The sequence below is a fragment of the Actinoallomurus sp. NPDC052274 genome, from assembly GCF_040679475.1.
Classification (GTDB): Bacteria; Actinomycetota; Actinomycetes; order Streptosporangiales; family Streptosporangiaceae; genus Actinoallomurus; species Actinoallomurus liliacearum.
Map to the genome: position 1 here is coordinate 1 of NZ_JBFAUT010000074.1, position 12,073 is coordinate 12,073.

Consider the following 12,073-nt stretch of genomic DNA (forward strand, 5'->3'; position numbering starts at 1 on the left):
CGGCGATATGCCGAGCGTTTGATCGATCTTGCCGAAGCGTCGGCGCTCGGCGTCACGGACGAATACTCGCGGGACGGGGAACTCCAGTCGACCGCGCCGACCTGCTCGCGGTCCTCCCCGCGGTGCCCGCCGACCTGCTCGCGGTCTTCGCCGCAGTGCCCGCCGACCTGCCGGTGGTCTTCCCGCCCGTCGCGGCGCGCGTCCGCGTGCCGGCGGGCGCGGCCTCGGTCCGGTCCTTACGGGACCTGCCGTCGGTCTTGCCGCGCGGCGTGGCCTTGCCCGCCTTGCCCCGCGCCGCCGCCTCGGCCCTGTCGCGCGGCGCCGGCTTCGCGGTCGTCCGGTCCCGCGAGGTCGGCTTCGCCGGCTTCTCGGCCGCGGCGGCTCCCCGGCCGGTCGCGGGCGTGCCCTTCTTCGCGATGTCCTTCCCGGCATCGCGCGCCCGGATGGGCGCGTCCCCGCGCCGACGGCGACGCCGGGTCTCCGGCGGCGGAGTCGTGATGGTCATGCGATGCCTCCTGCTCCACTCCGCCCGCTCGGCGGCTGCTCACCGAGGGGCATCGCGCCGATGCCTCGCGGACGTCGCTCCTCCCGGATCCGCTCGGCGGCGCGCAGGCGTGCCGAGGCGGCTCGGGGGTTGGTCGTGGTCTCCTCGTCGGCCGGTTGCTCCGCCCCCCGGGTGAGGAGACGGAACCGGGGCTGCAGCTCGGGCAGCGGGACCGGCAGGTCGGGTGGGGTGGTGTCGGTGGTGCGCGCGGCCAGCGCCCGCTTGACGATCCGGTCCTCCAGCGAGTGGTAGGACAGGACGGCGATGCGCCCGCCGACGGCCAGGGCGTCGAGGGCGGCGGGCACCGCGCGCTCGAGGGCGGCCAGCTCGCCGTTCACCTCCATGCGCAGCGCCTGGAAGGTGCGCTTGCCCGGATGGCCGCCCGTGCGGCGCGAGGCGGCGGGGATGGCGCCGCGGACGACGTCGACGAGGCGGGCCGTCGACGTGAGCGGGGCGCGCCCCCGCTCACGGACGATCGCCTCGGCGACGCGCCGCGCGAACCGCTCCTCGCCGTAGTCGCGCAGGATGCGCGTCAGGTCGGCGACCGAATAGGTGTTGACCACCTCTTCGGCGGTGAGCCGCTGGGTGCGGTCCATCCGCATGTCGAGCGGTGCGTCGTAGGAGTAGGCGAAGCCGCGCTCGGCCTCGTCGAGCTGCGGGGACGAGACGCCCAGGTCGAAGAGGATCGCGTGGATCCGCGGAACGCCCAGGTCGGCCAGGACCTGCGGGATCTCGTCGTAGACCGCGTGCACGAGCGTGAACCGGCCGGCGTAGGGCTCCAGGCGGCGCCGGGACCGCTCGAGCGCGGTCGTGTCGCGGTCGAGCCCGATGAGCCGCGCCCGCGGGTACGCGGCGAGGACGGCGGTGGCGTGCCCGGCGAGGCCCAGGGTGGCGTCGACGTAGATCGCGTCCTCATCGGAGGGCGCCGACAAGGCCGGAGCGAGCAGCGCCAGGATCCGGTCCAGCATGACCGGAACATGGCCCTGCGCGCGCGGCCCCTCCTCGCGCTCGTCATCGCCGTGCATGAAACCCCCTCAGGACGCCACTGCTCGCGGACAGCGCTGAGACCGCGCTCGCTGACGCCCGTCACCCCTGAGGAAGAATCGTTCAGGGACGATAAAGGCGGCCGGTGTGGCCGTCTGCCCCGTGGAAGACGCCACCCCTCCTGCTCGGCGGCTCACCGCTCAATGGCTTGACGCCGGCCCCCGATCGGGATTTCGTCCGGCCAGGTCCCCATCCGCTGCTCCGTGAGGAAGATGTGCAACGGCCATCTGGCACCGGGGAAGGTGCGCCAGCTGGGAGCGGGTGGAGACCTCGCCGAACGGATCCGATCACCGGCGATGGTGCGTCAAAGAATCCCGGGCAGCACCTCCTCCGACAGATCGGAGAACTGCTGCTCCTGGTCGGCCAGGTAGGTCTCCCAGGCGGTCGCGTCCCAGATCTCCAACCGCGTGTTGGCACCGATGACGGCGCAGTCGCGGGTCAGGCCCGCGTAGCGCCGCAGCGCCTGCGGAATGGTGATCCGGCCCTGCTTGTCGGGGACCTCGTCCGAGGCGCTGGCGAAGAAGACCCGGCTGTAGTCCCGCACTGCCTTGGCGGTGACCGGTGCGGTGCGAAGCGCCTCGGTGATGCGCTGGAACTCGGCCTCAGGGAAGACGTAGAGGCAGCGTTCCTGGCCCTTCGTGATCACCAATCCCCCTGACAGCTCCTCGCGGTACTTCGCCGGCAGGAACAGTCGTCCCTTGTCGTCCAGGCGCGGTGAGTGAGTGCCGAGGAACATCGGCCCCCACCTCCCGCTTCGCGGGGTCGATTGCCCTCCCCCACGGCGCCCCACTGTACTCCACTCTCCCCCACGGTCAACGACCAAAACACCGGTCACACGGCATCTCGCCACGCGTACGGCCAGGTCAGAACAGGGCGTCCTCGTGGGGCGCCACAGACCCCGTCAGAGCCGCCCGGCGCGACGGTCAGGGCCGCCGGACCGACGCCGCCGGAGGGCCGGGCGGGGCCGGTGGGGGAAAGTGGAGCACCTCCGGGCGTCACGACCCGTCGCCGTCCGGCCGCGGACCGCGTCGGCCGGGCCGGGAGGTCGTCGCGAGGGCGCCCCCCGCCGCGGCCGGGACATCCCCGCGCGTCGAGCCGCAGCCATCGCCGCGGCAGGGCCCGACGACGTACTGTCAGTACGACATATCGGGTGGGAGCGTCCATCCACGACGGCCGGGCGATGCGGCGCCGCCGTCCGGGTGGCCCGAGGAGGGGTAAGTGTCAGTAAGCACGCACGGCGACATCGGCCGGGGACTGGACGGGCTGGCCCAGATCTCGAGCAAGATCCTCGGAGCCATCGAGTCCGTCATCGAGGGCAAGCCCGATGTCGTACGCCTCGCGCTGACCGTCCTGCTCGCCGAGGGTCACCTCCTCATCGAGGACGTCCCCGGCGTCGGCAAGACGATGCTCGCCAAGGCCCTCGCCAAGTCGATCGACTGCTCGGTGCGGCGGGTGCAGTTCACCCCCGACCTGCTGCCGAGCGACATCACCGGGGTCAGCGCCTACAACCAGGAGCGCCGGGAGTTCGAGTTCAAGCCGGGTCCGGTCTTCGCGAACATCGTGGTGGGCGACGAGATCAACCGGGCGTCGCCGAAGACGCAGTCCGCGTTGCTGGAGTGCATGGAGGAGCGCCAGGTCACCGTCGACGGCCGCACGTATCCGCTGGACGCCCCGTTCATGGTGATCGCGACGCAGAACCCGGTCGAGATGGAGGGGACCTATCCCCTCCCGGAGGCACAGCGTGACCGGTTCACCGCCCGGATCGCGATGGGCTACCCGGAGCCGGCCGCGGAGCTGGAGATGCTCGACGTGCACGGCGGGCCCTCCCCGCTGGATCGGCTGCAGCCCGTCGCCCAGGACGGCGACGTACGGACGATGATCGAGGTCGTCCGCGAGGTGCACGTCGCGCCCGCGCTGCGCGGGTACGCCATCGCCCTCGTCACCGCCACCCGGGACCATCCGGAGCTGCGCCTCGGCGCCTCACCGCGGGCGACCCTCCAGCTCGTCCGGGCCGCCCGCGCCTACGCGGCCCTGGACGACCGGGAGTACGTCCTCCCCGACGATCTGCAACGTCTCGCCGTCCCGGTGCTCGCGCACCGGCTCCTGCCGACGGCCGAGGCACAGGTCCAGCGCCGGTCGCCCGAGCAGATCGTCGCCGAACTGGCCGAACGCGTTCCGGTCCCCGATCACCGGCGCTGACATGGCGGCGACGCTCCACGCGCTGACCACCCGGGGCCGGTCGTTCATCGCGGCGGGGGCCACCGCGATCGTGTGCTCGTTCGTCCTGGGCGAGCGGGACCTCCTCCGCGCCGGCCTGCTCATCCTGGCCCTGCCGCTGCTGTCCGTGCTGGTGGTCTCGCGGACCCGCTACCGGCTGACCTGCTCGCGCCGGGCGAGCCCCACCCGCTTCCCCGCCGGTGGCGAGGCGCAGGTGAACGTCCTGCTGGAGAACGTCTCGCGGCTGCCCACCGGGATCCTCCTCGTCGAGGACCAGGTGCCGTACACGCTGGGCGGTCGCGCGCGGTTCGTCATCGACCGGATCGAGCCGGGCGGCGCCCGGGAGATGGCCTACCGGGTACGGGCGGACGTCCGCGGCCAGTACCGCGTCGGGCCGCTGACCGTGCGCCTGGCGGACCCGTTCGGGCTGGTGGAGCTCGCGCGGTCGTTCACGGCCGCCGACGTCATCACGGTCACCCCGGCGATCGTGCCACTCCCCGCGGGCCGGCCGACCGGTTCGTGGACGGGCGGCGGTGAGAGCCGGGCCCGCATGGTGGCCGGCGCCGGGGAGGACGACGTGACGCCGCGCGAGTACCGGCACGGCGACGACCTGCGGCGGGTGCACTGGCGGTCGACGGCGCGCCGCGGGGAGCTGATGGTGCGCCGCGAGGAACAGCAGTGGCAGACGAGCGGCACCCTCTTCCTGGACACGCGGAGGACGGCGCACTGGGGGGACGGTCCGGGCGCGTCGTTCGAGCACGCGGTGTCCGCGGCGGCCTCGATCGGGCTGCGGCTCGGCCGGGAGGGGCTCGGCCTGCGGTACGTCACGGACGAGGGCGTGGCGCTCGCCCCGTCCGCGACGTTCGAGGGGGCGCTCCTCGACCTCCTCGCCGTCGTCCGCACGTCGCGGAGCCGGTCACTGCGACCGGGCCTGGCGGCCGTCCGCGAGACGGCGAACAAAGGCGACGGCCTGATCGTCGGAGTGTTCGGGCGGCTCACCCCCGAGGACGCCCGGGAGGTCGCCGGGGCCGGGCACGGGACCGCCGCCCGCGTCGCGGTGATCATCGGGGAGGAGAGCGCGGACCCGGAGGTCACCCGGATCCTGCGCGCGGCGGGGTGGCGGGTCCTCCCCGTGGCCTCGGCCGCCGCGCTGCGGACGGCCTGGCCCGACGGCGGGGGACGGCGCGGACAGCCGGACCGGACGGAGGCGCGATGAGGATACGTCTGACGATCGCGGCCTGCGCGGCCACGCTGCTCGCCTCGGTCGCGCTGTACCCGCTGTTCAAGACGGCCGGGTGGTTCGGCAGCGGGCTGGGCGCGGTGCTCACCGTGGGCGGGGCGGGCGCGTTGACCCGGCGCTTCCGCCTGCCCGTCCCGGTCTGTCTGCTGATCGCCGCGATCGCGCTGCTGTGCTACCTCAACGTGCTGTTCGCGTCCGGTGACGCGCTGCTCGGGGTGGTCCCGACCCCCGGGTCGGTGTCCTACCTGGCGGACCTGGCCCGCGACGGCTGGCAGGACTCGTTCCGCTACGCCCCGCCCGTGCCGGTGCTGCCGGGGGTGGAGCTGTTGAGCACCGGCGGCATCGGACTGATCGCGATCCTGGTCGACCTGCTCGCCGTGCGTCTGCGCCGCGCCGCCCCGGCCGGGCTGCCCCTGCTGGCGATGTACGCCCTCCCGTCGCGGTTCCGGCAGGAGAGCGCCGGCTGGCTGCTCTTCCTGCCGGGCGCGGCCGGATACCTCGCGCTCCTCGTGGCCGACGCCCGTGACCGCCTCTCGGGCTGGGGCCGTCCGGTGTTCACGCGGTACTGGTCGGGCGAGGCGTCCCGGGACGACCGCCCCGACTCGAGTCCCCTGTCCGTGACGGGGCGGCGGATCGGGCTGACCGCCGTCGCCCTGGCGGTCGTGGTCCCCCTCGCGGTGCCCGACATCGATCCGCACTGGCTGCCCGAGGCCGGTGGCGGCGCCGGCAACGGGCTCACCACGGTGACGACCCCGGATCCGCTGGTGAGCCTGAAACGGCAGCTCGTACGCGCGGACGACGCCGTCGTCCTCACCTACCGCACGTCCGACGACGGTTCCTCCCCCGACTACCTGCGGATGTACTCGCTGGACCGGTTCGACGGCGACGGATGGACGTACTCCGCCATCCACGGGGACAAGAACGCGCGCGTCGACGGCAAGACCCTGCCCTCGGCGCCGGGTCTGGAGCTGGACGCCTCCCTCCTCCATCCCGTGACCACCAGGATCTACGTCGACTCGCACGTGCGCGGGATGACCGTCCTGCCGACCCCCTACCCGCCGACCAAGGTGTCGATCAAGGGCGACTGGCGGGTCGACGCCTCCACGTTGATGATCTTCTCTCCGCACGAGTCGGCGGGCGGCCGGGCCTACACGGTGTCGAGCGTGCGGCCCGCGCCCACGTACCAGCAGCTCGAGGCCGTCGCGCCGCTCCCCGCGGAGGTCGTGTCGCGGTACCTGCCCGTGCCGGCTACGGTCCCGGCCGACGTCGCCGCCCTGGCGCGCAGGCTGACCACGACGGCGTCGACGCCGTACGAACGGGCCGTCAAGCTGCAGCAGTGGTTCACGAAGCCCGGCAACTTCACCTACAGCCTCGACGCGCCCTCCCCGCGCAATGTCGGGGCGCTCCGCGACTTCCTGTTCGGCAGCAAGACCGGGTACTGCGAGCAGTTCGCGGCGTCGATGGCGCTGCTGGCCCGGATCGTCGGCATCCCCGCACGCGTCGCCATGGGCTACACGGCCGGTGAGCGGCGGGCGGACGGCAGCTGGGCGGTGCGCACCAAGGACACGCACGCCTGGCCCGAGCTCTACTTCTCCGGAATCGGCTGGCTGCGCTTCGAGCCGACCCCGACGGGCGGGACGGGCCAGGGCAGCGCGACCGTGCCGGAGTACACGAGCCCGCAGCTGCTCCCCGGCGCGCCGGTCGCGGGTTCGACGAGCCGGCTCCCCTCGGCGGGAGAGACGCCGGGCGGGCGCTCGGCCACCGGCCCCGGGTCGGTCCCGCACCGCCGCGCCGACCCGATGGACCGGAGCGGTTCGGCCGGTCCGCTCGCCCCGACGCACCGCGACGGCCTGCCGGTCGGCCCGCTGCTGGCGCTGCTGGCCGTCGTCCTGCTCGCCGCGCTGCCCGCGGCACTGCACCGCCTGGCGCGAGTCCGCCGGTGGGCCCGCGGGTCCACCGAGGCCGATGTGGCGCATGCGGCCTGGGACGAGCTACGGGTCGCCGCGGCGGACTTCGGCCTCCCGTGGCGGGCCGGCGACAGCCCGCGCGCCGCGGCCCGGCGGCTCATCGAGGCGCGGCCGCTGGACGAGCCGACCGCCGAGGCGCTGGCCCGACTCGTACGGGCCGAGGAACTGGCCAGGTACGCGCCGGCGCCCGGTCCCGGCACGGGGCTGCGCGGTGACGCGTTCTCGGTACGGGCCGCCTTCGCCGCCGCGGCGGGACGACGCGGCCGGTGGCGGGCCCGGGTGCTGCCGTCTTCCTCGGCGGTGTTCCTGCGCGGGGTGGGCGGCCGGGCGCTCGACGTGTTCGACCGGATCGACTCCCTCGCCCTGCGCCGGCGACGCCACTCCGCCGGCTGAACGCCGAGCGGAGCCCGCCGGCACGCCCACCCGGCGGCACGCCCACCCGCCGGCACGCCCACCCGGCGGCATATCCACCGGACGGCACATCACCCGACGGCATGGGACGACCGGGAACGCCCCCGCAAGGACGGGGCGGCCGGCCGGGAAGCGCGTCACCGCCCGGCGGTCCGCCGGGCGGTGACATGGTCGTCGGGACGTTAAAGCTCTCCGTGGCGGCGGCGCCAGCGCTCCTCAAGGCGCTCCATGAACCCGCCGCTGGCCGCTTTCGGCCGCCTGCCCCGCCTGCGCGGCGCCGGATCGGCCACTCCGTTCATCCGCTTCCAGCTGGTCAGCCCCCACGCGCAGCAGGTGACCATGAGCAGGAACCCGGCCACGCTGATCACGATGCTGATCGGCATGGTGTTCACGATCACGCCTGCCAACACCACGAACAGGCCCAGCGCGGAGCCGATCGCGGCCTTCCAGATCCTGCGCCTGTAATGCACCTGCGGATCGGTCGAGCGGACCGCCGAAGCGAACTTCGGATCCTCGGCGTACAGCGCGCGCTCGATCTGGTCGAGCATGCGCTGCTCGTGGTCAGAGAGCGGCACGGCGCCTCCCAAAGACAGCCCCACGAAGGGGAATCCCACGCCGGACGGGGACATGGCTATCGGTGATATGCCCAGAATACGAGCCCTGACGACCGGGGGAAAGAAAACGTTCGACTGTGGACAGGAGGATCGTCAAGTCATCGCCCCTGATCACTCACCGTGGTCACACTGATCACATCCGCCTCATACCTCATTTTCGGCCTCTCGACCGTGGCGAGCATCACGCTCGCGGTCCGCGCGGACCAGGGCGGCGGGGCGTACGGCACCCGCGCCGAACCGCCGTGCCGCCAGGTCCATGGCCGCCTCCGCCTGGCGCCAGCCGACCTCCGGCTCGCCCAGGGCCAGCTGCCGAGGAGTCGTGCCGGCCGGCACCAGATTCTCGACCCGCACGCCCACCAGCCGCAGCGGGGCGCCCTGCAGCCCGGACGCCTCGTACAGCGCGCACGCGGTCGCGTAGATCTCCCGGGCCACGTCCGTCGCGTCCGCGAGCGTACGGGCGCGGGTCAGGGTGGTGAAGTCCGGCCGGCGGAGCTTGACCGCCACGGTGCGGCCCGCCTGGCCGCTTCCCCGCAGCCGCGCGCCCACCCGGTCGGACAGCCGCAGCAGCTCGCGCCGGATCGCCTCCGGGTCGGCGAGGTCGCGGTCGAAGGTCTCCTCCGCGCCGATGCTCTTGTCCGGCACGCTCGCCGTCACCGGCCGCGGGTCCCGTCCCCACGCGAGGTCGTGCAGGTGCCGGCCGACCGCCTCGCCGACCTCGCGCCGCAGGGTGTCGACCGGCGTCCGCGCGAGGTCGCCGACCGTTCGCAGGCCGAGGCGCCGGAGGGACTCCTCGGTGCGCTCTCCCACGCCCCACAGGGCCGCGACCGGCAGCGGATGCAGGAAGTCGACCACTCCGTCCGCGGGCACGACCAGGAGACCGTCCGGCTTGCACCTGGTCGACGCGAGCTTGGCCACGAACTTCGTGCTCGCGACCCCGACCGAGCAGGTGATGCCCTGCTGCTCGTGGACCTGCTCCCGGATCATCCGGCCGATCTCCGCGGACCGGCCGAGCCGGCGCCGCGCCCCCGCCACGTCGAGGAACGCCTCGTCGAGCGCGAGGGGCTCCACCAGCGGCGTGATCGACCGGAAGATCTCCATGACGCCCGCCGACGCGGCGGCGTACCTGTCGTGGCGGGGCGGCAGCACGACCGCCTGCGGGCAGAGCCGCCGGGCCCGGCTCATCGGCATCGCCGAGTGCACCCCGAAGGCCCGCGCCTCGTACGACGCGGCGGACACGACGCCGCGCGGCCCCGCCCCGCCGACCACGACGGGACGGCCGCGCAGCTCCGGGCGCTCCAGCAGCTCGACGCTCACGAAGAAGGCGTCCATGTCCACGTGCAGGACCGTGCAGCCGGTGTCGTCCCCCGGCGGGCCGGGCTGCGGCCCGGGCCGGTGCAACTGCTGTTTCCTGCTCATCGGTCGCTCACTGGTCGCCGTTCATGGTTTTATGACCGGCGCCGGTAGGCCAGGGCGTGGAGCTGAGTGGCGACGTCCTTCAGGACGGGGTGCATGGAGACGGCGCGCTCGAGGGCGACGAGCTCGTCGGCGGCCCCGCGCTCACCGTCGATGATGCCGCTGGGGACCAGGTCGGCGAACACCCGGACGCCGTGCACCGGCCCCGCCCGCAGGCCCGCCGCCTCGATCAGCTCGGCCAGCATCCCGGAGGTGAACCGGCGCGGCACCGGGTCGCGGTCCCCCCAGCGGCCCTGGGCGCTGGACAGCACGCGGCGGGCGTCCTCGAAGTGCCCGGCGAGCGCCCGATGGAGCACCGCGGCGACCTGGTTGGCGGCCAGCACGCTGACCGCTCCGCCGGGCCGGACGGTGCGGGCGACGGCGGCCAGCGCCGTGGCCGGGTCGTCGACGTACTCCAGCACGCTGTGGCAGATGACGAGGTCCGCGCTGTCGGGGCCGACGACGTCGGGCAGGCCGTCGGCGTCGCCCTGCGCGGCGCGGACCGTGACGCCCGCCTCGGCCGCGCGCCGTTCGAGGCCGGCGAGGGCGTCCGGGCTGGCGTCGACCACCGTCACCCGGTGCCCGAGCTCGGCGAGCGGCACGGCCAGCCCGCCGGTGCCACCGCCCGCGTCGACGACGTCGAGCCGGTCACGGCCCGACTCCTTGGCGGTCTCGTCGAGGACGTCGCGCAGGATCTCCCACACGACGGCGGTGCGCGTCGACCGCGATCGCGGACGATCGGTCACGGCTTGCCCCCTCCCGGCTCGGTGTCCTCCCCACCCTAGTGCCGTGCCCACCGGCTGAGTGCCCTCGGCCGGCGGGCGCGATCAGGAGGGATGGGCGCGGGCGCGCGGGTACGCACGGATCCGTTCGCCCCCGGCTTCGGGCGTGGAGACGTCCGGCCGGCACCGCCCCGGTGCCGGCCGGTCCTGCCTGGCCGGCCTAGAGGGACAGGGACGGTTTCAGCTCCAGCAGCCGCGACAGCAGGCCGTTGACGAACCGGGGCGACTCGTCGGTGGACAGGTCGGTCGCCAGGGCCACCGCCTCGCTGACGGCGACCCCGTCGGGCACGTCCTCGCTCCACAGCAGCTCGTATCCGCCGAGACGCAGGATGTTGCGGTCGACGATGGGCATCCGGTCGAGCGTCCAGCCGACGGCGTACGTCGCGATCAGCTCGTCGAGGCGCTCGCGGTGCGCGGCGACTCCCTCGACGAGTCGCTCGACGAAGTCCTGCTCGGCGAGCCGGTGCTCCGACTGCCGGGTGCGCCGGTCGAGGACCTCGACCGGCGACTCACCGCGGACCTCGGCCTCGTAGAGGATCTCGAGGGCGCGTCTGCGCGCCTTGCTCCGTGCCGCCACGGATCAGGCACGACCCAGGTAGTCGCCCGAGCGGGTGTCGACCTTGATCTTCTCGCCGGTCGTGATGAACAGCGGAACGTTGATCGTCGCACCGGTCTCGACCGTCGCGGGCTTGGTGCCGCCGGTGGAGCGGTCGCCCTGCAGGCCGGGCTCGGTCTCGGTCACCTCGAGCACCACGGCGGCGGGCAGCTCGATGTAGAGCGGCGTGCCCTCGTTGAAGGCGATCACGGCGTTCTGCTCCGGCAGGAGGTAGTCCGCCGCGTCGCCGACCGTCGAGGCCGGGATGTGGGGCTGGTCGTAGGTCTCGGTGTCCATGAAGACGAAGTCCTCGCCCTCGCGGTAGAGGTACTGCATCTCGCGCTTGTCGACGTTGGCCACGTCGACCTTGGTGCCGGCGTTGAAGGTCTTGTCGACGACCTTGCCGGACAGGACGTTCTTGAGCTTGGTGCGGACGAACGCGCCGCCCTTACCAGGCTTGACGTGCTGGAACTCCTGAACGGTCCACAGCTGGCCGTCGAGGTTCAGCGTCATGCCGTTCTTGAGGTCGTTCGTCGTCGCCACTGTGTGTCGTTCTCCCGCTTCGGCGGTCTGCCGCGTCTAGCTGACGAGCAGGTCCTTGGTGGTCTTGGTGAGCAGCTCCGGACCGTCCGCACGGACCACGAGCGTGTCCTCGATGCGGACTCCGCCGCGACCGGCGACGTAGACGCCGGGCTCGACGGTGATGGGAACTCGATCCGTCAGTTTACCGGTCTTGTCATACCCCATGAGCGGTGCCTCGTGGATCTCGAGGCCGACGCCGTGGCCGAGCCCGTGCGGGAATTCGTCGCCGCGTCCCGCCGCCTCGATCACACCGCGGGCCGCGGCGTCGACCTCCTTGGTCACCGCGTCCGGGCGCGCCGCCGCGAGGCCCGCGGCCTGGGCCGCGGCGACGAGCTCGTAGATCTCTCGCTCCCAGGCGCCGGCCGCGCCGACCGCGATCGTACGGGTCATGTCGGCGTGGTAACCGCCCTGGAGGGCGCCGAAGTCCATGGTGACCAGGTCGCCGTGCTCGATGGCGCGGCCGGAGGGGACGTGGTGCGGGATGGCGCCGTTCGGGCCGCGGGCGGCGGGCGGGGCCGGCGCCGGGCCCCCCCCCCCCGCCGCCGGCGGCCGCGGCCGGGGCGAGGGATGTCACGTCGTCGACCTCTTGAGGTAGTTGGGCCCGGGCGGGCCGTAGTGCTTGTTG

Annotated in this window: 12 protein-coding genes; 3 read left to right on the forward strand and 9 right to left on the reverse strand. The window is 73.7% G+C overall.

Going from position 1 to position 12,073, the window contains the following annotated elements; genetic code table 11:
- Window positions 1–52 precede the first annotated feature (52 nt).
- From AB0K82_RS38850 to mraZ, 3 genes are all read right to left on the reverse strand, one after another.
- Window positions 53–505: a hypothetical protein gene (locus AB0K82_RS38850; protein WP_364407007.1), complete on the reverse strand. Its 453-nt coding sequence runs from the start codon at window positions 503–505 to the stop codon at window positions 53–55.
- Entirely contained in the window at window positions 502–1,569 is a 1,068-nt protein-coding gene (gene rsmH, locus AB0K82_RS38855; protein WP_364407010.1) for a 16S rRNA (cytosine(1402)-N(4))-methyltransferase RsmH, read from the reverse strand. Before rsmH ends, AB0K82_RS38850 begins: the two co-directional genes overlap by 4 nt.
- A 323-nt stretch (window positions 1,570–1,892) precedes the next feature.
- Window positions 1,893–2,324 (reverse strand): division/cell wall cluster transcriptional repressor MraZ, encoded by a 432-nt coding sequence (gene mraZ / locus AB0K82_RS38860; RefSeq protein ID WP_345358417.1) that lies wholly within the window; start codon window positions 2,322–2,324, stop codon window positions 1,893–1,895.
- A 506-nt stretch (window positions 2,325–2,830) separates the two neighbouring features.
- Between mraZ and AB0K82_RS38865 the strand changes: the two genes are divergently transcribed.
- From AB0K82_RS38865 to AB0K82_RS38875, 3 genes are read left to right on the forward strand one after another with little or no spacing between them, the layout of a single operon-like run.
- Entirely contained in the window at window positions 2,831–3,787 is a 957-nt protein-coding gene (locus tag AB0K82_RS38865) for a MoxR family ATPase (RefSeq protein ID WP_364407098.1), read from the forward strand.
- A 1-nt stretch (window position 3,788) separates the two neighbouring features.
- Window positions 3,789–5,021, forward strand: coding sequence for a DUF58 domain-containing protein (locus tag AB0K82_RS38870; RefSeq protein ID WP_364407013.1), 1,233 nt, complete (start codon window positions 3,789–3,791; stop codon window positions 5,019–5,021).
- Window positions 5,018–7,405 (forward strand): DUF3488 and transglutaminase-like domain-containing protein, encoded by a 2,388-nt coding sequence (locus AB0K82_RS38875; protein ID WP_364407016.1) that lies wholly within the window; start codon window positions 5,018–5,020, stop codon window positions 7,403–7,405. The genes AB0K82_RS38870 and AB0K82_RS38875 overlap by 4 nt, the downstream gene beginning before the upstream one ends.
- Before the next feature lie 200 nt (window positions 7,406–7,605).
- Here AB0K82_RS38875 and AB0K82_RS38880 read toward each other — a convergent pair whose 3' ends face one another.
- The 6 genes from AB0K82_RS38880 to AB0K82_RS38905 form a co-directional block, all read right to left on the reverse strand.
- Window positions 7,606–7,998, reverse strand: a complete 393-nt coding sequence (locus AB0K82_RS38880; protein WP_364407018.1) for a DUF3040 domain-containing protein — start codon at window positions 7,996–7,998, stop codon at window positions 7,606–7,608.
- Window positions 7,999–8,181: 183 nt separating this feature from the next.
- On the reverse strand, window positions 8,182–9,453 hold the full coding sequence (locus tag AB0K82_RS38885; protein WP_364407021.1) for a DNA polymerase IV: 1,272 nt from the start codon (window positions 9,451–9,453) through the stop codon (window positions 8,182–8,184).
- A gap of 29 nt (window positions 9,454–9,482) precedes the next feature.
- Entirely contained in the window at window positions 9,483–10,235 is a 753-nt protein-coding gene (locus AB0K82_RS38890; protein ID WP_364407024.1) for a methyltransferase domain-containing protein, read from the reverse strand.
- Between the two features lie 196 nt (window positions 10,236–10,431).
- Window positions 10,432–10,848, reverse strand: coding sequence for a transcription antitermination factor NusB (gene nusB / locus AB0K82_RS38895; RefSeq protein WP_345358402.1), 417 nt, complete (start codon window positions 10,846–10,848; stop codon window positions 10,432–10,434).
- A gap of 3 nt (window positions 10,849–10,851) precedes the next feature.
- Window positions 10,852–11,409 (reverse strand): elongation factor P, encoded by a 558-nt coding sequence (gene efp, locus AB0K82_RS38900; protein WP_345358399.1) that lies wholly within the window; start codon window positions 11,407–11,409, stop codon window positions 10,852–10,854.
- A 36-nt stretch (window positions 11,410–11,445) separates the two neighbouring features.
- The gene (locus tag AB0K82_RS38905; protein ID WP_364407099.1) at window positions 11,446–11,931 is read right to left on the reverse strand and encodes a M24 family metallopeptidase; all 486 of its coding nucleotides are present in this window, start codon (window positions 11,929–11,931) and stop codon (window positions 11,446–11,448) included.
- Window positions 11,932–12,073: the final 142 nt, after the last annotated feature.

Excerpts from the sequence above, each read along its gene's own strand:
- rsmH (WP_364407010.1), bottom strand. The coding sequence starts at position 1,569 with ATGCACGGCGATGACGAGCGCGAGGAGGGGCCGCGCGCGCAGGGCCAT.
- mraZ (WP_345358417.1), bottom strand. The coding sequence starts at position 2,324 with ATGTTCCTCGGCACTCACTCACCGCGCCTGGACGACAAGGGACGACTG.
- AB0K82_RS38885 (WP_364407021.1), bottom strand. The coding sequence starts at position 9,453 with ATGAGCAGGAAACAGCAGTTGCACCGGCCCGGGCCGCAGCCCGGCCCG.
- AB0K82_RS38870 (WP_364407013.1), top strand. The coding sequence starts at position 3,789 with ATGGCGGCGACGCTCCACGCGCTGACCACCCGGGGCCGGTCGTTCATC.
- AB0K82_RS38850 (WP_364407007.1), bottom strand. The coding sequence starts at position 505 with ATGACCATCACGACTCCGCCGCCGGAGACCCGGCGTCGCCGTCGGCGC.
- AB0K82_RS38875 (WP_364407016.1), top strand. The coding sequence starts at position 5,018 with ATGAGGATACGTCTGACGATCGCGGCCTGCGCGGCCACGCTGCTCGCC.